Origin of the sequence: Chitinophaga sp. (assembly GCF_019236475.1) — a bacterium.
Taxonomy (GTDB): Bacteria; Bacteroidota; Bacteroidia; order Chitinophagales; family Chitinophagaceae; genus Chitinophaga.
Genome location: NZ_JAFAIX010000004.1, coordinates 86944 through 109558 on the forward strand (window position 1 = coordinate 86944; position 22615 = coordinate 109558).

Below are 22615 nucleotides of genomic sequence, written 5' to 3' on the forward strand. Positions count from 1 at the left end.
CTAGAATTTTTCTTTGAGCTTAAATAGGACGATTACAGGGTTGTCGGTAGGTTTGCCCTTTAGGAAATATTGCTGTAACGCTGGCGGATAAACGGGCCTACGTACCGTTTTACCCACTTCATGCGCATTGAACATCGCATTGGAAGGATGTGATACATAGCAATAATCATCTACTACGCAATGAATGGCAGTTCTGCTCCAGCCACTAGAAGTCGCTACAGGTAAGAAATAGGTGGTACTATCGGAACTGACTTTCTCCAGGCAGAGTAGTGAATTCGATTGCAAATGATAGGCAAATGTATTGTTGGCATCCTCCCTCATGTTGGAGGAAAGCAGTCGAAATAGCAGGATGTTTTTAACATCTGTAATATAGCCTGCTGCATAGATCGCATCTTTGTGATTTTGGAGATATTCAATTCGTTTATTGTCTAATGTGGTATCGGTGCCAAATCCTTGCGGGAGGGTCAAACTCATCGGGTACACCATTTTGAAAACCGCTATGGCAGTATCACTGGAGATCCGGTAAATAATATCTGAATATACCTTATTGTAATAAACATATTCCCCGCTATTGCTCCGTGTTTGTTGAATGATGCCATCGGAGAAAAAGAAATCCGTAGATATCAGCATTTTATTCCACTGGAATGGCAGGAATTTATTCGTACGAACGGTGTCTTTATACACATCAAATTCATGAATGATACTATCCTTTTTTTCCCTGGAATAGAAATAATGTGCCAGTACAGCGCCATTTTTCAGGCGAACGTTATAAGGCGAAAGAAATTTATAGTCGAGTTTTTCCCGCTTTAATTCTTTACCATCAAAGTTGCAGGTGATGCGTAGGGCTTCGTTGAGCTGATAATAGATAATTGTATTTTGCTCATGGTCTACCATCATACCACCAATCTGTCCTTGAAAGACAAATTGAGCAATTTTAGGTCCGGCGATTTTTGCGTGAAATTTGCCTTTTTTGTCGAAAATCAAAATGGCATTCGTGGTTTGATCTGCAATGATGAAGTAATTTGGCGTGACTTCCAATTTATCAATTTTTCCAAACAGGCTTTCCTTGGTCGTTTCCAGGGGAATGTACTGGACATTTTCAAAAATCTTGCTGCTGGTGCCACCATGGGCAGTATTGGGATCAATGCGTAATACACGCTCCTGGGCATGTAGCGATAATGCTGTACAGCAGAATAGGACAATTCCCACTAGAGGAAAAAGGTGACGCATAAAGAAGAATATAAGGACATTTATCTTGGGCAGACAGCGAGAGGTATTGGTTGATCACTGTGCATTTGCTCGTATTTTGGCTGATTTGTTTATCTCACTGCCTGTAGTGATCTTGACTCAAAATTAATACCAGTCGTGCCTTTTTGAAGGTATTTTTTGGACTGGATAAGTAGGGGGAGACACGGGTCAAACGAGCCGCAATTGGTAATGCATTTCTTCGTGTGTGCCTTCGGGTGAGATATCCTTAAAACCGTGGCGTAGTAAGGATTGTATGGAGGGCTGATTCGCCGCAGCGACGGTTGCATTAATAAAGTGCGCGTTCATTTTGTCAAATACAAACTGTATCACCGCGCTCATGGCTTCATGCATGATTCCTTTACCTTGCCAGGAAGGGTGCAGCTCATAGCCGATTTCTACACTGCTATTTTCAACATTGAAATCATACAAACAGATGGTGCCTATCAAATGGAGGTCTTCCTTGGAAGTAATCCCCCAGTATAGCCCTTCCCCATTGGCCACTCCATTATTGATAGTGGTAATAAACTGTTGTGCAGCTAATAGGTCTTTCGTGGGTTCCCTATCCAGGTAACGATTCACGGCTTTATTGGAGCGAAGATCCAGTATAGCCGCATCGTCCGTGGGTTCTAATTCACGGAGCACCAGCCGGGTGGTGGTTAAAAGGGGAAATGGATAAAAGTCTGTCTTTAACATAAAGTGATGATTATTCTTCCAAATGCGTAACGCTATTGTAAAGTTGGCAACTCCAGCTATTATCTGCATGCAGTAGCTCGGTAACAGCCGTATTTTTTAGCATTACTTGATGTGGTGCCTCTGGTACCAGGTGGCTAATCAATTTACGAATAAATCCACCATGACTAACAATCAAAATGTTTTTTCCGGCATGTTCCGCCAGTAGGTCATCCAGGAATGAAACACCTCGGGCGATCACTTCTGTGGTGGCTTCCACACCCAGATCCATCAGTTTCCAATCGCTGCCCCATTGTGCAATGCGCTCTGCTTCTGTAGTCCCCTCTATGAGTCCGCCACCAGCTTCGCGCAGGCGGGCATCTTCCATTAGTGTATGCGGATGCGTTATAGCCGCAGCCATGATACTAGCCGTTTCTTTGGCGCGCTGTAAGTGACTGCTATATACCAGGTCCCAGGGGCCCTCTGTCATTCTCTGTCCCAGTTTGCGGGCTTGTTCTCTTCCTTCTTCATCCAAGGGAATATCAGAATGCCCTTGTAATCTGCCTGCTTTGTTCCAGGCTGTAGTGCCATGTCGGATAATGGCTATTCGTGTAGTCATATCGGTTTAAAAAATATGTATGCGCTGCAAAGATAAAAAATGATCGTGGTTGGTTCGGGTACAAATAGTTAAATTTAGAAAGCCAAAAAAGTTATGTTATGTTATCCTTGGACAAAATCAGTGAGTTATTAGGAAAAGAAAGTGAGCTACTATTGCAGCATACCAGTCAGACGATCGACAAATCCCTGCTGCATTTGCCTAGCCCAGAAACAGTAAATGAGATATATGGCCCTTCCAGTCGGAATCCACAGGTATTGCGGAGTTTGGGGCAGCTTTTCGGCTCGGGCCGCCTGGCCAATACGGGGTATATGTCCATCTTGCCAGTAGATCAGGGAGTAGAACACAGTGCGGGTGCTTCATTTGCTAAAAATCCCATCTATTTCGATCCTGAAAATATAGTTAAATTAGCCATAGAAGGGGGCTGTAACGCCGTAGCCTCTACGTTTGGCGTATTGGCCTCCGTTTCGCGGAAATATGCCCATAAAATCCCCTTCCTGGTAAAAATCAATCATAATGAGCTGCTTACCTATCCCAATCACTTTGATGAGGTATTATTCGGTACCGTAGAAGAAGCTTGGAACTTGGGTGCGATGGCAGTAGGCGCCACCATTTATTTTGGCTCGGAGAACTCCGACCGGCAGTTGGTGGAAATAGCGCATGCCTTTGAAAGAGCCCATGAGCTGGGCATGGCCACGGTGCTCTGGTGCTACCTCCGCAACGATGCCTTCAATAAGGATGTAGATTATCACCTGGCAGCGGATCTCACCGGTCAGGCCAATCACCTCGGTGTTACCATCCAGGCGGATATCATCAAACAGAAACTGCCGGAAGTAAACGGCGGCTTTAAAGCCATGAATACAGGCACTTCCAGCTATGGTAAACTGGATGAGCGTATCTATACACAACTGACATCTGATAATCCGATTGATCTATGCCGTTACCAGGTAGCCAATTGCTATATGGGCAGAATGGGGCTGATCAATTCAGGCGGCGCCTCCAAAGGAGCAGAAGATATGGCGGATGCCGTACGTTCTGCAGTGGTGAATAAACGCGCTGGCGGGGCAGGACTCATCTCTGGCCGTAAAGCCTTCCAGCGGCCTATGGCAGATGGGGTCGCGCTGCTCAATGCCATCCAGGATGTATACCTGAGTAAAGATATTACAATCGCATAACTGAAGCAGGATGTTGGCAAACGGCATCCTGCTTTATTTTTTAATAATCACTTTGCGATGCTCACGCCCCCAGTTAATCATTTCCATAATGATCTTCCCGAAAGTCCGGCAGTAAGGCGTTGGCTCATAAGTCACCAATACGGGACTGTCGTCATAAACCGTACGCTTTACCAATTTATTGAGTTCCATCTCCTTCAATTCCTTCGATAACATACGGGTAGTGATACCCGGAATGCTACGCTCAATTTCCCTGAAACGCCTGTTCCCATTGCATATCGAGTTGATAACCGGTATCCGCCATTTCCCCCCGATAAAGTAAAGCGTGTCTTGTAATGCCTTCAACTCTTCTTCCTGATTTCTTTCCATAATGCTGAAATTAAACTGGTATACTTCGTGATACTGGTAACAAAAGTATACCAATTGGCGGGTACTTTTGTCAAAAAATAAAATACGATGAAACGATTAACAGGAAAAACAGCACTGGTTACTGGTGGAAACAGCGGAATAGGCTTTGCAGCAGCAGCGGAATTGGTAACACAAGGTGCGAAAGTAATGATTACAGGTCGCCGTAAAGAAGCGATTACTGCGGCGGCAGCACAAATAGGCGCTGATTATTTCCTTGCCGACCAGGCAAAGATCCAGGATACCATTGCCCTGGCAGAAGAGGTGAAAACGAAGTATGGCCAACTGGATATTCTCTTTATCAATGCAGGTATAACAGGCGAAAGAATGCTGATTGCAGATGCCACCCCGGAGAATTTTGATCAGGTGATGGACATCAATTTCAAAGGGGCTTATTTTACACTCAGCAAGCTAATACCAGTATTATCGGATGGGGCTTCCGTAGTGATTTTATCCTCTATTGTGGCAGGGACGTATTATCCGCAGAGTTCCATATATCAGGCCAGTAAAGCGGCCCTGAATTCAATTGCCAAAACAGCGGCAGCGGAATTGGCATCCAGGAACATCCGCGTGAATATTGTAAGTCCCGGCCCTACCAGAACGGAAGTACTCAGCAAGAACGGTGCAGACCAAAAAGAAGTGGAGGCAATTTTTGATCAACTGAAAAGCACCATACCACTGCGACAAATAGGGGATGCTACCGATATCGCTAAAATGGTTGCTTACCTCTGTGATAATGCGGCTAAATTTATCACAGGGGCTGAATTTGTGATAGATGGAGGCATAACATTATAACAACACAAAGGCTGTCTCCACAATGACGAGAGACAGCCTTTATGTTTAAAATATGATGAACGAATGCTATTCCCTTACCTGGCCATCTCCATACACAAACCATTTCTCGGTTACCAATTTCTCCAATGCAAAAGGACCACGTGCATGCAGTTTCTGCGTGGAAATGCCTATCTCGGCGCCCAGGCCGAAAACGCCTCCATCTGTGAATCGCGTAGAGGCGTTCACGTAAACGGCGGCCGCATCTACCGCATTCAGAAATAATTCGCTCAGTGCCGCATCTTTCGTGATGATGGCTTCTGAGTGTTTGGACGAATACGTTTGTATATGCTGTAAAGCTTCCGTGATATCATTCACCACTTTTACAGAACATTTCAGGGAAAGAAACTCTCGGCCGAAATCTGCTGCGGTAGCAGGATAGAGTTGTGGGTATCCGGATTGTCGCAATAAATCAAATGCTAACGGTTCCGCATATACGTCTACTTGGTAGGCCGACAATTGCGGCGTGAGGATGCGCAGGAAATCCGCTGCCACGGCCTTATCCACGAGAATTGTATCCAGGGCATTACATACCGAAGGACGGGAAACCTTTGCATTGGTCACGATCTTGGCGGCCTGTTCGAGGTCGGCGGTTTGCTCCACATAAGTGTGACATACACCTGCACCGGTTTCGATGACGGGCACTTTGGAATTGGCCCGTACAAAGTCGATCAACTGTTGCGACCCGCGTGGGATAATGATATCGATGTATTTAACGGCGGTCAGCATTTCTGTCACCAGACTTCTGTCCGGTGGCAGTAACTGTACCGCATGTATATCGGTTTGAAAAGCACCCAATTGCTCCTGAATAATGTTTACCAGGATGGTATTGGTGTGAAGGGCATCGGAGCCGCCGCGTAATACGCAAACGTTTCCTGAGCGAATACAGAGTGCTGCCACATCCACGGTTACATTGGGACGGGATTCATAAATAACGCCCACAACGCCCAGGGGAACGGTTTTTTTCTGCACAAGCAAGCCGTTGTCCAGTTTCCTTTCCAGGAGCAGCACATTGGCTGGATCGGGGAGTTGTGCAATATCATGTAAGCTATCCGCCAGCGCTTTGATACGAGCGCTGTTGAGCATTAGTCGGTCTTTTTTGGGGTCTGTATCCGGCATTTTGTCCAGATCCAGTTGATTGGCGGCTATGATATCCGCCGTGCGTGCCTGTAGGGCATCTGCCAGGGTATATAATAAAGCCTGGCGTTTATCTTCCGGCAGTTGCCGGAGTGCTGGAGCGGCTTGTCTGGCCTGTTCCAGTAAGGGTTGAATCGTTTGCATGTCAGCGTTATTTACAGTAGCACGATATCGTCCGCATGTGCTACTTCTGTATTTTGTTGCCGACCGTGTTTTTCCAGTGTATCGGAAGATAGCCTGGCTCTCCCCACGGCAACGGCTATATTATTTTCGTTGACCATTTCTATTACTTCGCCGCCTTCAAATTTTTCCAGGATTTCCTTTACGCCTACTGCGAGCAGACTATGGCGTTTCAAAATGGCCTCCTGAGCACCGGCGTCTATCAGTACTTTACCTGTTACCAAACTGCCGCTGGCCAGCCATTTCCGACGGGCAGGCATGCTGCAGGACTGAGGCAAACATAAAGTTCCGGTTTTTCCTGCAATCGCATTTAGAATACCATCTTGTGTACGGATGCCGAATATTACTACCTTTATGCCCATTCGGGTAGCCAGTCGGGCGAAGGTGAGCTTGGATACCATGCCACCTAATCCCAATGCTGATTTCTCTTTGTCTGCCAGTCCAAGTGCGGCCTGGTCGATGACATCGATCTTCGGCACTACCTTCCCTTCGCGATCCAGCACGCCCGCAACGGAGGTGCTAAACAGCAGGAGAGAGGCCCCGAAGCCCACAGCAATGAGGGTTGCGAGTTCGTCGTTGTCAGAGAATTTCAGTTCCGTATCGCTGACCACATCGTTCTCATTGGCAATTGGAATGATATTGCTAGCCCAAAGTTCTTCGTAAGTTCGTTTTAATTGCAGGAACCGTTCGCGGTCGGAGAAGTGGTTACGTTCACAAAGACTCTGTGCCACCGCAATATTATACGGGGCGAAATAGCGGCTGTATTTATTGAGGAGCAGCGGGTTGCCGATGGCGGCTGCTGCCTTGCGTTCACTGATAGTACCGGAATATTGTTGCAGGAACTGTTTCCCTGCGGCGACCGCACCGGAAGACACCAGTACGACATGGTATTTGCTATGCAATTCCGCCACCTGACGGGCAATGCCAGCGAGCACGGTTTCGTCCAGATCCCCGTTTTCTCGGGTGATGGAGGCTGTCCCAAATTTGATGACAAGTATTGGTTTACTCACTTTGTTAGAAATTTGATAACAAAAGTACTATAACAGTGTGAGAAATTACAACATTAGTAGATATTGGTTGAAATATAACTATATATGGTTAGAATATTGGTAATTGAAGACGAGGAAAGGGTTGGAACGCTGATCCGCAGAGGATTAGAAGAACAGGATTATGAAGTGACGCTAGCGCGAGAAGGGAATGCCGGCTTGAAACTGGCGCTCACAGGGGAGTTTGAACTAGTAATCACGGATATCATCCTGCCTGGAATCGATGGATTGGCCATCAGCCGGCAAATCAGGGATGCTCTTCCTGAAATGCCCATCCTCATGCTGACCGCCCTAGGGACCACCGATGATAAGGTGGAAGGCTTCGATGCCGGGGCAGATGACTACCTGGTGAAACCCTTCGATCTGCGGGAACTGCTGGTGCGTATCCGTGCGCTCCTCAAACGGCATACGGTGGCGCAACCGCAAGCAGCGGCACAGTTGCTGTACGCAGACCTCCAACTGGACCTGCGCACCAAAACCGTTACCAGAGGAGGGAAAGAAATCAGCCTGACACCGAAAGAATTCCGTTTATTGGAATACCTAATGCAAAACCGAGAACGTGTCATCTCCCGTGCCGAAATAGCAGAAAACGTATGGGACACCCATTACGACACAGGAACTAACTTTATTGACGTTTATATCAATTATCTTAGGAAAAAAATTGACAAGGAATATTCCTTAAAACTCATTCATACCAAAACAGGTATGGGTTTCATTTTTAAAGCAGGATAAAATGAAAATCCGAACGCGGCTGACATTCCTGTTCTCCGGCATTACTGCGGCTATACTGCTGCTGCTGGTAACAGCCATCTACATTTCGTATGCTCGAGACCGTGAGGAGGATTATTATAAAAACCTCCGGCAACAGGCGGTTACTAAAGCCAACCTGTTGTTCGATGCCGGCATCGACCCGCATGTATTGCAACTGATCTACCGCAACAGCTCCAGCACCCTCTCCCAAGAAGAAGTAGCGATTTACGACACGGATATGCACCTGTTATATCACGATGCCGTAGATATCGATAAAGTGAAGGAAACGCCGGGAATGCTGGAAAGAATCAAAGCGAAGAAAGAGATTTTCTTCAAACAGGCGCAATTGCAGGTAGTAGGATTTACGTATCTCCACAACAATAAAACTTACCTGATTACCGCCGTTGCAGAGGATGAATATGGACTGGCTAGGCTCCGGAACCTGGGATATATCCTTGGTTTTTCTTATCTGGCAGCAGTACTTTGTATCATTGTAGCAGCATGGTTCTTCGCGCGTAAGGCGCTGAAACCCGTGTCTGATATGGTAGACAGGGTAGAAGAGATTACCGCCACCAACCTGGATCTGCGTTTGCCAGAAGGCAATGGAACAGATGAAATGGCCGAGCTAGCTATTACCTTCAATCTCATGCTGGATCGGCTGGAGCAGTCGTTCGATGCGCAGAAACAATTTGTATCCAATATTTCTCACGAGTTACGTACGCCGTTAACCGCCATGATGGCCGAGTTAGAGATCTCCGCTTCTCGTGAAAGGCCAGCAGCCGAGTATCTGCAAAGTATGCATCATGCTATTTCAGATGCGAAACAATTAGTAAAACTCTCTAATAGTTTATTAGACCTCGCCAAAGCCAGTTACGATCCTTCTGAGATCAACTTCAAGCCCATGCGCCTGGATGAACTGTTGATGGAAGCCCGTGATGAAGTGCTGAAGGCATTTCCGTTTTATAGGATCAATGTCAATTTTGAAGAGCCCCAGGAAGACGAAGATTATCTTTCCGTAGAAGGAAATGCCTATTTATTGAAAGTAGCCTTTGTGAACCTGATGGAGAACGGGTGTAAATTTTCAGCTTCCCATGAAATGCAGGTAGTAGTCACCTGGTTCAAAGAGTCCACCATTCTGCGCTTTAGCGATGATGGCGTAGGCATCTCCAAGAAAGACCTGCCAAATATTTTCACGCCATTTTACCGGGGTGGTAATGGCCAATATGCCGATGGCAATGGGATTGGACTAGCGCTGACCTCCAGGATTGTGAAGCTACACAAGGGTACTATCAGTGTGGTATCCAAGGTAGGGCAGGGAACAACTTTTACCGTCGAGTTTACTCATGTCTGACCGTAGGTCAAAAAAAAATTCATTGAAAAATTTCGATATTTCGAAAAAGGACCTATATTTGCATCATGGATTTGGGATTAATTGAAAAAGCAGCCAACGCCATTGCGGACAAGCACCGATTATCCATATTGATGGAGATCGCGAAGAAGGGAAGCATGGCTTGTGGCGACATGTGTGGTCTGTGTTGTTTATCTCAGCCTACAATATCTCACCACGTGAAGATATTGACAGACAGTGGTGTATTGAACGCTACTAAGAACGGACGTGTGCTGGAGTTGACGGTGAATAAAGAAATGATGAAGCAACTGTCTATGTTCTTTTTGAAATTGAGCTGATATGTGCGCTCTTGGCGGCATCCGGCTTTTTTTATCCACTGAAATATTGATTGTTTTAAATGTATAGATATAGGGAGATGAACATCCCTTTTTTTAAATGTTTAAACATCGAAAGTTTTAAATAAATCGAAGAAACAACAGCAATCTAGATTCCAGCACGGGCGCTGGGGATAAAGATTTTGGGATAACGGTTAGTACAATAAATAATGAAGGCGCTTTCCCAGCACGGGCGCGGGGAAGGCGCAACCTTCAGGACTTTCCTTAAATAAAAACTGTCAGCCACGCGTACTGCGGGTATTATTTAAGTCTTTATAACAAAAAAAGTATAGTCAAAAGGATTTCGGCCTGTGGCCAAACAAAGTAACTGATATCAAATATGACAAAGCAACAACAGACAGTCGTTATTACAGGAGGAAACAGTGGAATTGGATATGCAACAGCAGAAGAATTTTTAGGAAGAGGATATCGGACACTTATCACAGGCAGAAATCCTGCGGCGATACAAGAAGCGGTATACCAGTTGGGATTTCCAGCAGAAGGTTTTACGGCGGATCAGCGTTCACTGGAAGATGCACAAAAACTGGCGGATTATGTTCGCTCCCGTTACGGTAAGATAGACGTACTCGTTATCAATGCCGGTGTCGGGAAGTTCGGACCATTCGAAGCAACAACAGAAGAACTATTTGACGAAGTGATGGACATTAATTTCAAAGGAGCATTTTTCACAGTGCAGCATTTGTTGCCACTGTTGAATGAAGGCGCCAGTATTGTGTTTCTTTCTTCCAGTAATGCCAACGGCGGAATGCCGGGAGCATCGGTGCATTCAGCGAGCAAAGCAGCCATTAACTCCCTTGCCCGCACCTTATCACGGGAGCTTGCCCCTAAGAAAATAAGGGTGAATACCATCGTTCCAGGCCCAGTAGATACGCCTATTTTACAGAAAGCAGGTCTCGGACAGGATACACTCGCGCATATGGCTAGCCGCATACCACTCGGCAGAGTGGCCGTGCCCGCGGAAATAGCCAAACTCGCAGGTTTTATCACTTCCGAAGACGCTACTTTCATCAATGGGGCAGAATTCAGTATAGACGGTGGATTCTCTGTACACCCACTGGCCGGTTGATTCATTTTTTTCCCTCACAACCAGATCGACTTCATCCATTAACTCCGAAAATTAACTTCATCCATTGGCTTGCTCCTCCATTCCCTTCAGCGCGTCAGCGCTTTTCTTTATCATCCATATATTGAAACTTTTAAATTAATCGAAATGAGTAGTTATCAAGATAAAACGGTGGTTGTCACCGGCGGAAACAGCGGAATAGGCTTTGCTACAGCGGAAGAATTTTTGGCGAAAGGATACAGGGTGCTCATTACGGGCAGAAACCCCGATGCGGTGAAGAAGGCAGTACAACAACTGGGAGAGCCAGCAGCAGGATTTACAGCAGACCAGCAAAGTCTGGAAGACACTAAGCAATTGGCGGAGTATATTCGTAACCGTTATGGTAAAATAGATGTGTTATTCATCAACGCAGGAGTGGGCAAATTTGCGTCCTTCCAAGATACGGATGAAGGCCACTTCGATACCGTAATGGATATCAACTTCAAAGGGGCATTCTTCACCGCTCAATATCTGCTGCCACTGATAAATGAAGGAGGTTCTATTATATTCCTTTCTTCTATCAATGCCTTAGTAGGTATGCCAGGAACGGCGGTATACAGCGCTAGTAAGGCGGCACTGAACTCCCTTGCCAGAACCTTATCCCGAGAGCTGGCACCAAGGAAAATACGTGTAAATGCGGTTAATCCGGGTCCTATTCAGACCCCTATTTTCGATAAAGCCGGTTTTCAGGCGGAAGCGTTAGAACACTTCAGCACCCTTGTTCCGATGAAACGCATCGGGCAACCTGCTGAGGTAGCCAAACTAGTGACCTTCCTAGCTTCGGATGATGCTAGCTTCATCACCGGGTCGGAAGTGAATGTGGATGGCGGTTTTGCCGTGCACCCTTTAGCTGGCTAATTTGATTTGTTTTGTTTTGTTTATCCGGCAGTAACATTTGTTGCTGCCGGATTTTTTATTGCATTTTACGAATGAGTTTACCCAGCGTTTTCAGACTCTCCTCAACCTGTTTAGACCAGGGCACGCTGAAGGATATACGTAAACAGTTGGAGTAACGGTCCTGCAAACTGAACACCCTACCCGGACAGAAGCTGATCTTATGTTTCAGCGCCACCTGGAATAATTCGTAGGTATTAATTTCAGGGTCCAGCTCTATCCACAATACACAACCTCCCTGCGGACGAGATATTTTTGTACTCTCCGGGAAATATTCCATAATGGCCTGAGAATAGCGTAAAAACTGGGTATGCAGGATCTTCCGCAAGTTGCGCAGATGATTTTCATACCTGCCAGTTTCCAGGAAATAAGCCACAGATGCATGCGTAACAGTAGGACAAGCAATGGAATGATGCCGTTTCATTTGCAATACTTTGTCTTTATACTTGCCGGGGATCGTCCACCCTACGCGAAAGCCCGGTGCTACTGATTTGGATACCGAACTGCAATACAACACATTTCCTTTCTTGTCGAACGTTTTGCAAGTGGCCGGACGCTGTTTGCCAAAATACAGATCTCCATAAATATCATCTTCAATCAGCGCGATATCATATTTCTCCACGATATGCACCAGCGCCTGCTTATGCTTGTCGGGCATACAACAGCCGATAGGATTGTTGAAATTAGGAACAAATAAGCAAGCTTTGATTTTATGACGAGGAATGGCTTTGTCCAGGTACGCGAGGTCCACGCCAGTAATAGGATGGGTGGGCACTTCCAGCACTTTCAGTCCTAGTCCCTCTGCGAGTTGTAGCGCGCCATAATAGGCCGGACTTTCAATCGCAATGGTATCCCCCGGTTGGGTGGTGGCGGTGAGACATAACGTCAATGCATCTACGCAGCCGTTGGTGGTGATCACGTCATTTTCTGTATAGGCGCCGCCCCAGTAGAGAGCATGCAAGGCTACTTGTCGGCGTAACCTTACATTTCCTTGTAACTGTTCATAACCAATCCCATAATTGGGGAGGTCGCGCATGGCTTGTACCACCGCTTTGGCCAATTTGGCCCCTGGGAGGAGACTAGGTGGAGGCGTGGCTACAGAGAATTTCATCACATCGTCGTTGGCCATATGTTGGAATACGGCATCTACCATTTCATGAACGGTAACGTCTGTGGCTTTTTTTACCGGTTCGCAGCTAGTAGGGATATCCGGCATCCGGCGGGTATTAAAGCGAATATAATAACCCGATTTCGGCCTGGATTCAATCAGTCCCTTTGATTCCAGGTGGTAATAGGCCTGGAAAGCAGTAGAGAGGCTGATGCCCTGTTGCTTGCTCAGCGTGCGTACAGAAGGGAGTTTCTCGCCAATTTTCAGGACGTCCTTCTCTATCAGTGTTTCTATATTGTCTGCCACCTGGAGATACAGGTGATCGGCTGTTTTTAGCATGGTAAAAAAATCTGATATGGTCAAAAGTACAAAAAATACATCTGTTTTATTTAAGAAAATATTCGCAAGAATCGGGCTTGGAACTGTGCGTTGATTTTTTATTTTTGTATACTATGGATGTTCAGCAGATTTTGGTGGATGTAACTGATCCGGATAATTTTTCTTTCCAGGAATGTTTGATATTCTTGGGGCGTTCTGACAAAGAGAGTTTGCATTTTATCCGAGAGGGGCAGTTGCAGAAAGTGATTTTGGCAGACGGCATTCCCGTGTTGCTGACAATTTCTGATAATGGAGACGGTCGGGTGGCCGTAGCCGTATTGCCGGTAGCATTTACAGAGTTGGAAGAAACGGCGACAGCACTAAGCAAGGCAGCCATCGCGGAGATACAGCGCTATGTGACCCGCTGGCTACACCTCGACGCGGATTTGCGCGCTTTTTATACATGGGCGGATGCCAACCCATTGCTAGCAGGACTACCAGCCAGGTATCGGGGCTTGCGATTGATAGGGATTCCTGATATGTTTGAATCCCTCTGCTGGACCATCATCGGGCAACAGATTAACTTGGCTTTTGCCTACACCTTGCGTCAGCGGTTGATAGAACATTTTGGCTACAGTATTACGGTGAATGGCTCCGTGTATAACCTGTTCCCTAGGCCGGAAGTAATTGCGGCCCTTACGCCGGAAATGCTGACCCCATTGCAGTTTTCAGGAGGGAAAGCCAAATACCTGATTGCTACTGCCAATGAAATTGTAGCAGGCACTTTTTCCGCAGCGATGTTGGACAGTATGAATTATCAACAGGCGAAAGAGAGACTGATAGCATTGAAAGGGATCGGCAACTGGTCGGCCAATTATATCTTGATGAAATACGGCCGTTTCCCAGAAGCATTACCTTTGGAGGATGCGGGCCTGCACAATGCCATCAAAGCCAGGATGCAATTATCCGCCAAGCCAGATGCAGCATTGTTAAAGCAAATTACTCATGGCTGGCAAGAACATGCCGCCTATGCAACATTTTATCTGTGGAGAACACTACTACCCCAATAAATACTATGGATACGCAGTATCATCTTCGTATAGACACTCCCGTTGGGCCGCTGGTAATCACCGGCACCCAAACCCATATCAATGCGGTTTCCTTCACCGAGGACCCAGAGGAAACTTTCCTGGAAGCGCCCCCATTGTTATTGGAGTGCGCCCAGCAATTGCATGAGTACTTCACAGGGGAACGCAGGAAATTTGAACTGCCTTTATCTCAACCGGGCACCGATTTTCAACAATCCGTCTGGGAGCAATTATTGCATATTCCCTTTGGGCAAACGATCACCTATATGCAACAGGCCAAGCGAATGAATAACCTCAAAAGCATTCGCGCAGTGGCGTCTACCAACGGTAAAAATGCACTCGCTATCATTGTACCCTGTCATAGAGTAGTAGGCGCAAATGGTGTACTGACGGGCTATGCGGGCGGATTATGGCGCAAACGCTGGCTGCTGGATCATGAGCGCGGCGATTTGTTTACTGGATTGCGTTAACTGTTTACAAAATAGCTGCTTTTAAATCTGATATCCTCAAAAAATCAAAAACTGGATCTGTTTTAGAATTTGAAAATGTGTCAATTTTGTGCCGGAATAGCGAATGATTCACCCTTAAAGATTCCAGGCATCCATGAAGTTATCAGACGATTTAAAGTACACAGACCAGCTATTACAGCTCACCAAAGACTTTAGCAACAGGTTTTTATCAGTAGCAGATAAACTGGCTCCCCACAAGGCTAATCATTCGCTTCCTACTGTGACATTGCCGCAGGCCGGCATGGGCGGTGCAGCCACCCTGGAGAAATTCAGACAATTATATGGTGATCAGCTCACCGCCGCAACAGGGCCGCGTTACTGGGGCTTTGTAACCGGAGGCGTTACGCCGGCGGCGCTCATGGGTGATTGGATCACCTCCGCATTGGACTTGAATGGCTCCAGTAGCGGAACAGTAGCCACCTGCATAGAAGAAGATACCATTCAACAATTAAGATCCTTATTCGATATACCAACGGAATTTCTCGGCGCTTTCGTTAGCGGTGCTACCATGGCTAATTTCACGGGCCTGGCCATAGGCCGGCAGTGGTTAGGGAATCAGCTAGGAGTAGACATCGCCGCTGATGGGATGAGCGCATTGCAGCACGTGAAGATTTTGTCTTCCGTACCACATTCCAGCATCCTCAAATCTATGTCTATGCTAGGTTTAGGAAGGAATAGTTTGGTGCGAATACCTGCATTGCCCAATCGGGAGAGTGTAGATCTACAAGCACTGGAAGCCTATTTGCAGGAGCATCCGGATCAGCCGTTTATTTATGTAGCCAACGCGGGAACCGTTAACACCGTTGATTTTGACGATATCGCGGCGATTGCGGCGTTGAAAGAGAAATATAATTTCTGGTTGCATGTAGATGCCGCCTTCGGTGGATTTGCCGCCTGCTCAGAGGAACATAAACATTTACTCCAGGGATGGGAACAGGCCGACAGTATTACCGTGGATGCCCATAAATGGTTGAATGTACCTTATGATTCCGCCATGGTTTTCAACAGGCATCCAAAGTTGCAGGTAAGCGTATTCCAAAACCCTGGAGCAGCCTATCTCGGCGATCCGCTCCAGGAATTTCATTACAATAATTATATCCCGGAAAACTCCCGTCGACTGCGTGCATTGCCGGCCTGGTTTAGCTTACAAGCTTATGGTAGGGAAGGATATCGGTACATCGTGGAAAACAATGTCAACTTAGCGCGGAAGCTGGGAGCATTGATCGCCTCAGACGCTCGTTTAAAACTGCTGGCGCCTGTACGCATGTGTGTAGCCTGCTTTACACTGGATGTACCCTCCGAAACGCAAGCAGATGCAGTGTCGGGATTCCTGACTGCATTGAATAACAGTGGAGTAGTATATATGACGAAAACGCAGTATCAAGGGCAACCCGCTATACGCGCGGCATTGGTCAACTGGCGCACGACCGAAAAAGATATTCAACTAGTATGGGATACCATACAACAATTGTTAACCAGAAAATAAAAATTATGCGGAAATCATTAACAATGGGCTATGTGGCATTGGTCATCGTAAGTATTTTTTGGGGAACTACTTACCTCGCATCCCGTATCGGCGTAAGACATATTCATGGCATCACACTGTCTGGATTAAGGCAAACCACAGCAGGGTTCATACTCATACTATTTTTCCTGTTGCGTGGCTATAAAATCCCGCAACGGGTGGTGCTCTCCAAATTATTTATCATCGGTTTACTGATGCTTTGCGGCAGCAACGGCCTGATGACATGGGCGATGCAATATATCCCTAGTGGATTAGGCGCTATCATCAGTGCTACCGTACCTATTTGGATTACCTTATTTAGTTATTTCCTGGTACAGAAAACCAGGATGAGTTTACAACTCATTATTGGGCTGGTATTGGGATTCGCAGGAGTAGCCTTTATATTCTACAATTACCTGTCGAGTTTGATGAATCCGGAGTTTCGCTTTGGTATTCTATTATCCATTTTGGCGTGTATCTTTTGGGCATTAGGTTCTGTGCTAACTGCTAAATGGGCGATTGAAGTGAATTTCTTGTATGGAGCCGGATTCCAGATGTTTTTCAGCGGCGTGGTGATGTTGTTGATATCTACATTGTTTATGGGGCAACACATTAATGCCGGCACTTTCTCCACAGAGTTATGGGAAAGTTTGCTCTACCTGATATTGGTAGGATCACTCCTGAGTTATAGCGCTTATATTTTTGTGTTGAATAATCTGCCCACCTCTCTGGCCTCCGTGTATGCTTATATCAACCCGATAGTAGCGGTATTGCTGGGGTGGATACTCTTGAAAGAAGGGCTGACTTGGATGATGGGCCTGGGCTGCCTGATCACCTTGGGTGGGGTGTACCTGGTCAATAATGCGGTGGCCAAGAATAAGCAACTAAAAGCAGCCAAATAACGTTATCCTATATACGAAAAATGTTTTAAGGTAGAAGTATAGTCAGATGCCGCGCCGGTTTCCACCGGATCAGGCATCTGATCTATTTTTAGGAAAATAGTTACCTTGTATAAATATTATAAAAAACAGATCTTATGGAAATCATCCAGGCAAACACCTCGTGGGTCAATGAAGCAGGAGCCCTGTTCTTCGAATATCGTAACTTTTACCGTCAGGAGCCTGATTATGAAGGTGCATGGCAATTTATGTCAGACAGGATCAACAATCAGGATAGTATGATCTATCTGGCCCTGGAAGAGGGTAGAGCTATTGGTTTTGTGCAGTTGTATCCCATTTTTACCTCAGTTGGCATGAAACGTGCGTGGATGCTGAACGATTTATTTGTGCTGGAAGCCCATAGGGGCAGAGGCGCTGGTAAATTACTGGTGGAAAGATCCCGCCAGTTGGCTAAGGATACAGATGCGAAATGGATGATGTTACAGACGGAAATCACTAATACAGGCGCACAAAAATTGTATGAGAGCCTGGGTTTCCAGAAGGATAATGACTTCCTCACTTACTATCTGTCCATCTAAAGCCGATCCAAATAACTTTTTTACATTGCAGGATGGATATACACAAAAACCCCTGGAAGATAACTTCCAGTGAGCTGAAATATGAGAATAACTGGATTAGTGTTACCCACCATCAAGGGGTGAACCCAGCAGGGAATCCAGGTATTTACGGCGTGGTACACTTTAAGCATTTGGCGGTAGGTGTATTGCCGCTGGATGAGGAAATGAATACTTACTTGGTAGGCCAATACCGTTTCCCGTTGAATCGTTTCAGTTGGGAACTTCCAGAAGGAGGAGGCACATTTGGAGAAGATCCCCTGGATACGGCCAGGAGGGAACTGTTAGAGGAAACTGGTCTGGTAGCCCGAGAATGGGAAGTACTTACCCGACTGGATACCTCCAATTCCGTGACAGATGAATCGGCCATCGTATTCCTGGCCCGTGGCCTAGAGCAACAAGAATCGACCCCGGAGGAAACCGAACAGTTACTGGTCCGGAAGGTACCTTTTGAGGAAGCGTATAGGATGGTAAAGGATTTCGAGATAACTGACTCTTTATCTGTAGCGGCTATTCAGCAGCTTAAATTGCAGTTACTGGGGCATTAACGGGCTATGTCCGCCAGGACTAGTATCTTTGTGCCAATGGAAAGGAAATTTAAGAAGCACGCGAGCCCGCGTCCAAAGCAATCATCGTTGATTATCGGTCGTCAGCCTGTTATTGAAGCCATTAACAGCGGTAGACCAATAGAGCGGATATTTATGCTGCGCAGTGCTACGGGAGATATCATCCCACAGATTAAAGAAGGTGCTCAGCAATTTAATATACCGGTGAACCTGGTGCCCGTAGAAAAGCTGAACGGGATGACCCAGGCGAACCATCAGGGCGTTATTGCCCTAGTAGGAAATGTAACCTATCTGGATTTACAGGATGTCATTTCCCATGTAACAGAACAAGGTCAGACGCCGTTGTTCCTGATACTGGATGGTATCACGGATGTACGAAATATTGGCGCCATCGCGCGTAGTGCGGTGTGTTGCGGTGCTCAGGCAATCATCATCCCGGATAAAGGGATTGCTGCTTTGAATGAGGAAGCCATGAAATCTTCCGCCGGTGCACTGGAAAAAATTGCTGTTTGTCGCGTGAACAGCTTGCTGAAAGCGATCGACACCCTGCACCTGAACGGAATCAGTGTACTGACCAGTGAAATGGAAACAGATATCAAACTGGGTGATTGTAACCTGACAGAGCCGGTAGCGGTAATCATGGGTTCCGAAGATCACGGCGTTTATCCTGCATTGCGCAAGGCTTCAGACGTATTATTCCGTATTCCTATGGCCGGAGAATTTGAATCCTTCAACGTGTCTGTAGCAGCCGGAATTATCCTGTATGAAGCGATGAAGCAGCGGATGTAGTTTCACGCAGAGACGCAAAGAATAAATACGCAAAGGGCGCGAAGAATATTTTGTAAAATTGCGTCTTTGCTCCCTTGCGACCTTAGCGAGACACTTAACTGCCCATTCCAAATTATGCATATGCTTAAACTGATTGAATGCCCAAGAGATGCTATGCAAGGCTGGCATCGAATCATCAGCACGGAAGAAAAAGTGCAGTACCTGAACGCACTGTTGCAGGTCGGTTTTGACACGATCGACTTCGGCAGTTTTGTATCGCCGAAAGCCATTCCACAGATGGCCGATACGGCGAAGGTATTGCCACAGCTTAAACTGGAGGGCAGCAAAAGTAAGCTGCTAGCGATTGTAGCGAATGTCCGCGGAGCAGAGGAAGCGGTGGTATTTGATGAAATCAATTACTTAGGGTTTCCTTTCTCCGTATCAGAAACATTCCAACTGCGCAATACCAATAAAACCATCGCAGAATCCCTGGAACAGGTGCAAACCATGCAGGAGCTCTGTATCAAGAATCATAAGGAACTGGTGGTGTATATTTCCATGGGCTTCGGCAATCCTTACGGAGATGCCTATAGTCCGGAAATCGTGCTCCGTTGGGTAGAGGAGATGGCGAAACTGGAGATCAATATCATCTCCCTGGCAGATACTGTTGGCGTAGCAGATCCTGTTACGATCTCCAATCTCTTCCAGCATCTTATTCCAGCCTATCCGAATGTGGAGTTTGGCGCACATTTCCACGCCGCTCCGCACCAATGGGAGGAAAAAGTACTGGCTGCCTGGGAGCATGGGTGTCGCCGGTTCGATAGTGCCATCAAAGGCATCGGAGGATGCCCTATGGCGAAGGATGAACTGGTGGGCAACCTGGCTACAGAGAACTTGATTGCATTCTGCGATAAACACCAGGAATCCCTGCCGCTGGACAGAAATGCCCTTATAAAAGCGCAGGCCCTGGCGGATTTAGTGTTTACGAATTAACCGGATAACATGCAATTTCACCTCGGATTTCCAGTGGAACCACTGGAAAATGCCATCCAGTACAGTGATAAGCTGATGCTGATGGGGTCCTGCTTCGCTGAAGAAATAGGCGAAAAACTGCAGGAGCACCGTTTTAATACCCTTATCAATCCGCATGGTATTCTCTTCAATCCCCTGAGCATTACCCATGCGCTTACCGCTTACCTAGACGGTAAAGTATATACGGAAAAAGACCTCTTTCTTCATAACGATATCTGGCATAGCTGGGATCATCATAGTCGCTTTTCGGATGTAAACCCCGAAAAGGCACTACAGCAGATGAATACCGCTGCCGCCGCTGCTGCGAATACCTTAGAGCAGGCCGATTGGCTCGTGCTCACCTTGGGTTCCGCCCATGCTCATTTCCTGAAAGAAAATAATCGCCTGGTGGCCAACAACCACAAGGTACCAGCGGCCCATTTCTATAAACGCATGTTGACGGTAGATGAAATCATTACTGCCCTGGATAATGTGATGCACCGACTGTTTTTCCGTAACAGGAAAGTCAATATCCTGTTTACGGTGAGTCCTGTCCGTTATATCCGGGATGGTGTGGTGGAGAATAATTTCAGCAAAGCGATCCTGTTACAGGCAGTACATCACCTGGTGAATAAATTCGATCGTTTGTTTTATTTTCCTGCGTATGAACTGGTGATAGATGATTTGCGGGATTATAGATTTTTTAAGGAAGACATGGTTCATCCGAATGAACTGGCGGTCAACTATGTATGGGAGAAGGTGGTTCAAAGCTGCGTGCATCCTGAAAGTCAGCCTTTACTGCACCAGATTGCGGAAATCAACCGGGCGGCCGCTCACCGACCTATGAACCCGGAAAGTACCCAGCACCAGCAGTTTCTGAAAACCTATACCGATAAGGTGAAAAAACTGATGCTGGACCATCCGGAGCTGCAACTAGCCGACCTTTTGGAGCGACTCTCGTCTCACTGAATTTAATGCTTCGCCTTTACGGTCTTTAATCAACAACATACCTACTACAAAACATATCAACGCGATAGCCACCGGGTAGATTAAGCCTGCCAGGTGGTTATGGTAGGTGGTAACCAATATCGTGGAAATAGTAGGTAGGAGTCCGCCGAATACGCCATTCCCGATATGATACGGCAAGGACATTGAAGTGTACCGGATACGCGTAGGGAATAATTCCACCAGGAAAGCCGCGATGGGCGCATATACCATCGTTACGAAGAGTACCTGTACAAACACCAACAATATCAAATAAATCATATTCGTCCGACTCACCGTAATCTCTTTTTTATCGCCTGTTTCCTGTAGGATGGTTTGGTCGTCATAGGTATGGATACGGGTGCTTACCTGTACCAGTTCTCCCTTATCGTTTTTATGGCTGTTACTTTCGATGCGGAATTCGCTGGCGAGTTCCTTTTTTATACTGAGATTACCGATATTATCCATTGTATAATATATCGGGAAATAGGCCAGGGCAGCCAATAGCATACCTGCCAGCATGATTTTTTTTCGTCCGATTTTATCGGATAATCCACCAAACCAGATAAAGAAAGGCGTACCCAGTAATAATGCCACCGCAATGATGATATTAGACTGTACAAATTCAATATTCATGGTTTTCTGGAGGAAAGACAGTGCATAGAATTGTCCGGTATACCATACCACCCCTTGTCCCATAGTGGCCCCGAAAAGCGCAATCAGCACCAGTTTCAGGTTTTCTTTATTACCGAAGCTCTCTTTAATAGGATTGGTACTGGTTTTACCTTCCTTCTTCATTTGTGCGAACAACGGTGATTCTGAGAGGCGGATGCGGATATAATAAGACATCACCACCAGCAGAACGCTCAGCAGGAAAGGAATACGCCAGCCCCACTCGTTGAAGGACTCCGTGCTCATACTGGTGCGGGTAACGAGTATCACGCCGAGCGACACAAAGAGGCCCAGTGTAGCAGTTGTTTGGATAAAACTGGTATAATATCCTCTTCTTTCTGCCGGCGAATGTTCGGCCACATAGGTGGCGGCGCCGCCGTATTCTCCGCCCAGCGCAAGGCCTTGCAGGAGTCGGAGTATGAGGATCAATGCCGGCGCTATAATCCCGATGGTATGATAGCTCGGAATGAGTCCTATAGCGAACGTAGAGCCACCCATAATCAATAAGGTGAGGAGGAACGTATACTTACGTCCGGCGATATCCCCTAATCTTCCGAAGACGATCGCACCAAAAGGACGTACCACAAAACCTACCGCGAAGAAGGCCAGTGTGGCGATATACGCAAGATCTGGATTGCTGGGTGGAAAGAATTTTTCAGAGATAATGGCAGAGAGACTTCCGAAGATGTAGAAGTCGTACCATTCTATCAAAGTGCCCGCGGAAGAGGCAAAGATAACCTGCCAGATATTCTGTTTAGCAGAGAGTTGATTCATAGACGTG

General features: G+C 46.6%; 24 protein-coding genes. 16 read left to right on the forward strand and 8 right to left on the reverse strand.

Annotated features, from left to right (window positions below):
• The 3 genes from JO154_RS04440 to JO154_RS04450 form a co-directional block, all read right to left on the reverse strand.
• Window positions 1–1230, reverse strand: coding sequence for a 6-bladed beta-propeller (locus JO154_RS04440; RefSeq protein WP_291942273.1), 1230 nt, complete (start codon window positions 1228–1230; stop codon window positions 1–3).
• Between the two features lie 186 nt (window positions 1231–1416).
• Window positions 1417–1941, reverse strand: a complete 525-nt coding sequence (locus JO154_RS04445) for a GNAT family N-acetyltransferase (protein WP_291942275.1) — start codon at window positions 1939–1941, stop codon at window positions 1417–1419.
• Window positions 1942–1951: 10 nt separating this feature from the next.
• Window positions 1952–2536: a histidine phosphatase family protein gene (locus tag JO154_RS04450; protein ID WP_291942277.1), complete on the reverse strand. Its 585-nt coding sequence runs from the start codon at window positions 2534–2536 to the stop codon at window positions 1952–1954.
• Window positions 2537–2634: 98 nt separating this feature from the next.
• Between JO154_RS04450 and JO154_RS04455 the strand changes: the two genes are divergently transcribed.
• Window positions 2635–3708 carry a class I fructose-bisphosphate aldolase gene (locus JO154_RS04455; protein ID WP_291942279.1) on the forward strand — a complete coding sequence of 358 codons (1074 nt, stop codon included), beginning with the start codon at window positions 2635–2637 and terminating at the stop codon, window positions 3706–3708.
• 33 nt (window positions 3709–3741) lie between these two features.
• Here the strand turns inward: JO154_RS04455 and JO154_RS04460 are convergent, their stop codons facing one another.
• Entirely contained in the window at window positions 3742–4074 is a 333-nt protein-coding gene (locus tag JO154_RS04460; protein WP_291942282.1) for a helix-turn-helix domain-containing protein, read from the reverse strand.
• Between the two features lie 87 nt (window positions 4075–4161).
• Between JO154_RS04460 and JO154_RS04465 the strand changes: the two genes are divergently transcribed.
• Window positions 4162–4905, forward strand: coding sequence for an SDR family oxidoreductase (locus JO154_RS04465; RefSeq protein WP_291942285.1), 744 nt, complete (start codon window positions 4162–4164; stop codon window positions 4903–4905).
• A 66-nt stretch (window positions 4906–4971) separates the two neighbouring features.
• On the opposite strand, the gene JO154_RS04470 is transcribed toward JO154_RS04465, so the two are convergent.
• On the reverse strand, window positions 4972–6222 hold the full coding sequence (locus JO154_RS04470; protein WP_291942287.1) for a glutamate-5-semialdehyde dehydrogenase: 1251 nt from the start codon (window positions 6220–6222) through the stop codon (window positions 4972–4974).
• Between the two features lie 11 nt (window positions 6223–6233).
• Window positions 6234–7268: a glutamate 5-kinase gene (proB, locus tag JO154_RS04475; protein ID WP_291942290.1), complete on the reverse strand. Its 1035-nt coding sequence runs from the start codon at window positions 7266–7268 to the stop codon at window positions 6234–6236.
• 84 nt (window positions 7269–7352) lie between these two features.
• Here proB and JO154_RS04480 point away from each other — a divergent pair, with 84 nt between their 5' ends.
• The 5 genes from JO154_RS04480 to JO154_RS04500 all read left to right on the forward strand — a co-directional run bounded on the left by JO154_RS04480 (window position 7353) and on the right by JO154_RS04500 (window position 11757).
• Window positions 7353–8036, forward strand: a complete 684-nt coding sequence (locus tag JO154_RS04480; RefSeq protein WP_291942293.1) for a response regulator transcription factor — start codon at window positions 7353–7355, stop codon at window positions 8034–8036.
• 1 nt (window position 8037) lies between these two features.
• Entirely contained in the window at window positions 8038–9405 is a 1368-nt protein-coding gene (locus JO154_RS04485; protein WP_291942295.1) for a HAMP domain-containing sensor histidine kinase, read from the forward strand.
• A gap of 65 nt (window positions 9406–9470) precedes the next feature.
• Window positions 9471–9740 carry a helix-turn-helix domain-containing protein gene (locus JO154_RS04490; protein WP_111595316.1) on the forward strand — a complete coding sequence of 90 codons (270 nt, stop codon included), beginning with the start codon at window positions 9471–9473 and terminating at the stop codon, window positions 9738–9740.
• Between the two features lie 376 nt (window positions 9741–10116).
• Entirely contained in the window at window positions 10117–10863 is a 747-nt protein-coding gene (locus JO154_RS04495) for an SDR family oxidoreductase (protein ID WP_291942300.1), read from the forward strand.
• 144 nt (window positions 10864–11007) lie between these two features.
• Complete coding sequence (locus JO154_RS04500; protein ID WP_291942302.1) at window positions 11008–11757, forward strand: glucose 1-dehydrogenase; 750 nt, start codon at window positions 11008–11010, stop codon at window positions 11755–11757.
• Window positions 11758–11812: 55 nt separating this feature from the next.
• Here JO154_RS04500 and JO154_RS04505 read toward each other — a convergent pair whose 3' ends face one another.
• Complete coding sequence (locus JO154_RS04505) at window positions 11813–13240, reverse strand: PLP-dependent aminotransferase family protein (RefSeq protein ID WP_291942304.1); 1428 nt, start codon at window positions 13238–13240, stop codon at window positions 11813–11815.
• A 113-nt stretch (window positions 13241–13353) separates the two neighbouring features.
• Here JO154_RS04505 and JO154_RS04510 point away from each other — a divergent pair, with 113 nt between their 5' ends.
• The 9 genes from JO154_RS04510 to JO154_RS04550 all read left to right on the forward strand — a co-directional run bounded on the left by JO154_RS04510 (window position 13354) and on the right by JO154_RS04550 (window position 21147).
• Entirely contained in the window at window positions 13354–14289 is a 936-nt protein-coding gene (locus JO154_RS04510) for a hypothetical protein (RefSeq protein ID WP_291942306.1), read from the forward strand.
• Between the two features lie 5 nt (window positions 14290–14294).
• Window positions 14295–14777 carry a methylated-DNA--[protein]-cysteine S-methyltransferase gene (locus tag JO154_RS04515; protein ID WP_291942308.1) on the forward strand — a complete coding sequence of 161 codons (483 nt, stop codon included), beginning with the start codon at window positions 14295–14297 and terminating at the stop codon, window positions 14775–14777.
• 133 nt (window positions 14778–14910) lie between these two features.
• A complete protein-coding gene (locus JO154_RS04520) occupies window positions 14911–16302 on the forward strand; it encodes a pyridoxal-dependent decarboxylase (protein ID WP_291942310.1) in 1392 nt (463 codons plus the stop codon).
• A 5-nt stretch (window positions 16303–16307) separates the two neighbouring features.
• A complete protein-coding gene (locus tag JO154_RS04525; protein WP_291942313.1) occupies window positions 16308–17222 on the forward strand; it encodes an EamA family transporter in 915 nt (304 codons plus the stop codon).
• 134 nt (window positions 17223–17356) lie between these two features.
• Window positions 17357–17797 carry an N-acetyltransferase gene (locus JO154_RS04530; RefSeq protein ID WP_291942314.1) on the forward strand — a complete coding sequence of 147 codons (441 nt, stop codon included), beginning with the start codon at window positions 17357–17359 and terminating at the stop codon, window positions 17795–17797.
• A gap of 32 nt (window positions 17798–17829) precedes the next feature.
• Window positions 17830–18381 carry an NUDIX hydrolase gene (locus JO154_RS04535; RefSeq protein WP_291942317.1) on the forward strand — a complete coding sequence of 184 codons (552 nt, stop codon included), beginning with the start codon at window positions 17830–17832 and terminating at the stop codon, window positions 18379–18381.
• A gap of 36 nt (window positions 18382–18417) precedes the next feature.
• Window positions 18418–19188: a 23S rRNA (guanosine(2251)-2'-O)-methyltransferase RlmB gene (gene rlmB / locus JO154_RS04540; RefSeq protein ID WP_291942320.1), complete on the forward strand. Its 771-nt coding sequence runs from the start codon at window positions 18418–18420 to the stop codon at window positions 19186–19188.
• A gap of 120 nt (window positions 19189–19308) precedes the next feature.
• Window positions 19309–20160: a hydroxymethylglutaryl-CoA lyase gene (locus JO154_RS04545; RefSeq protein WP_291942322.1), complete on the forward strand. Its 852-nt coding sequence runs from the start codon at window positions 19309–19311 to the stop codon at window positions 20158–20160.
• Window positions 20161–20169: 9 nt separating this feature from the next.
• Window positions 20170–21147 (forward strand): GSCFA domain-containing protein, encoded by a 978-nt coding sequence (locus tag JO154_RS04550; RefSeq protein WP_291942323.1) that lies wholly within the window; start codon window positions 20170–20172, stop codon window positions 21145–21147.
• Here JO154_RS04550 and JO154_RS04555 read toward each other — a convergent pair.
• Window positions 21112–22608, reverse strand: coding sequence for an MFS transporter (locus JO154_RS04555; RefSeq protein ID WP_291942326.1), 1497 nt, complete (start codon window positions 22606–22608; stop codon window positions 21112–21114). The genes JO154_RS04550 and JO154_RS04555 overlap by 36 nt on opposite strands.
• Between the last annotated feature and the right edge of the window lie 7 nt (window positions 22609–22615).

Bases quoted from the DNA above. Each gene is read 5' to 3' on its own strand.
- JO154_RS04440 (WP_291942273.1), bottom strand. From the start codon at position 1,230: ATGCGTCACCTTTTTCCTCTAGTGGGAATTGTCCTATTCTGCTGTACA.
- JO154_RS04445 (WP_291942275.1), bottom strand. From the start codon at position 1,941: ATGTTAAAGACAGACTTTTATCCATTTCCCCTTTTAACCACCACCCGG.
- JO154_RS04450 (WP_291942277.1), bottom strand. From the start codon at position 2,536: ATGACTACACGAATAGCCATTATCCGACATGGCACTACAGCCTGGAAC.
- JO154_RS04455 (WP_291942279.1), top strand. From the start codon at position 2,635: ATGTTATCCTTGGACAAAATCAGTGAGTTATTAGGAAAAGAAAGTGAG.
- JO154_RS04460 (WP_291942282.1), bottom strand. From the start codon at position 4,074: ATGGAAAGAAATCAGGAAGAAGAGTTGAAGGCATTACAAGACACGCTT.
- JO154_RS04465 (WP_291942285.1), top strand. From the start codon at position 4,162: ATGAAACGATTAACAGGAAAAACAGCACTGGTTACTGGTGGAAACAGC.
- JO154_RS04470 (WP_291942287.1), bottom strand. From the start codon at position 6,222: ATGCAAACGATTCAACCCTTACTGGAACAGGCCAGACAAGCCGCTCCA.
- JO154_RS04480 (WP_291942293.1), top strand. From the start codon at position 7,353: ATGGTTAGAATATTGGTAATTGAAGACGAGGAAAGGGTTGGAACGCTG.
- JO154_RS04485 (WP_291942295.1), top strand. From the start codon at position 8,038: ATGAAAATCCGAACGCGGCTGACATTCCTGTTCTCCGGCATTACTGCG.
- JO154_RS04490 (WP_111595316.1), top strand. From the start codon at position 9,471: ATGGATTTGGGATTAATTGAAAAAGCAGCCAACGCCATTGCGGACAAG.
- JO154_RS04495 (WP_291942300.1), top strand. From the start codon at position 10,117: ATGACAAAGCAACAACAGACAGTCGTTATTACAGGAGGAAACAGTGGA.
- JO154_RS04500 (WP_291942302.1), top strand. From the start codon at position 11,008: ATGAGTAGTTATCAAGATAAAACGGTGGTTGTCACCGGCGGAAACAGC.
- JO154_RS04505 (WP_291942304.1), bottom strand. From the start codon at position 13,240: ATGCTAAAAACAGCCGATCACCTGTATCTCCAGGTGGCAGACAATATA.
- JO154_RS04510 (WP_291942306.1), top strand. From the start codon at position 13,354: ATGGATGTTCAGCAGATTTTGGTGGATGTAACTGATCCGGATAATTTT.
- JO154_RS04515 (WP_291942308.1), top strand. From the start codon at position 14,295: ATGGATACGCAGTATCATCTTCGTATAGACACTCCCGTTGGGCCGCTG.
- JO154_RS04520 (WP_291942310.1), top strand. From the start codon at position 14,911: ATGAAGTTATCAGACGATTTAAAGTACACAGACCAGCTATTACAGCTC.
- JO154_RS04525 (WP_291942313.1), top strand. From the start codon at position 16,308: ATGCGGAAATCATTAACAATGGGCTATGTGGCATTGGTCATCGTAAGT.
- JO154_RS04530 (WP_291942314.1), top strand. From the start codon at position 17,357: ATGGAAATCATCCAGGCAAACACCTCGTGGGTCAATGAAGCAGGAGCC.
- JO154_RS04535 (WP_291942317.1), top strand. From the start codon at position 17,830: ATGGATATACACAAAAACCCCTGGAAGATAACTTCCAGTGAGCTGAAA.
- rlmB (WP_291942320.1), top strand. From the start codon at position 18,418: ATGGAAAGGAAATTTAAGAAGCACGCGAGCCCGCGTCCAAAGCAATCA.
- JO154_RS04545 (WP_291942322.1), top strand. From the start codon at position 19,309: ATGCTTAAACTGATTGAATGCCCAAGAGATGCTATGCAAGGCTGGCAT.
- JO154_RS04550 (WP_291942323.1), top strand. From the start codon at position 20,170: ATGCAATTTCACCTCGGATTTCCAGTGGAACCACTGGAAAATGCCATC.
- JO154_RS04555 (WP_291942326.1), bottom strand. From the start codon at position 22,608: ATGAATCAACTCTCTGCTAAACAGAATATCTGGCAGGTTATCTTTGCC.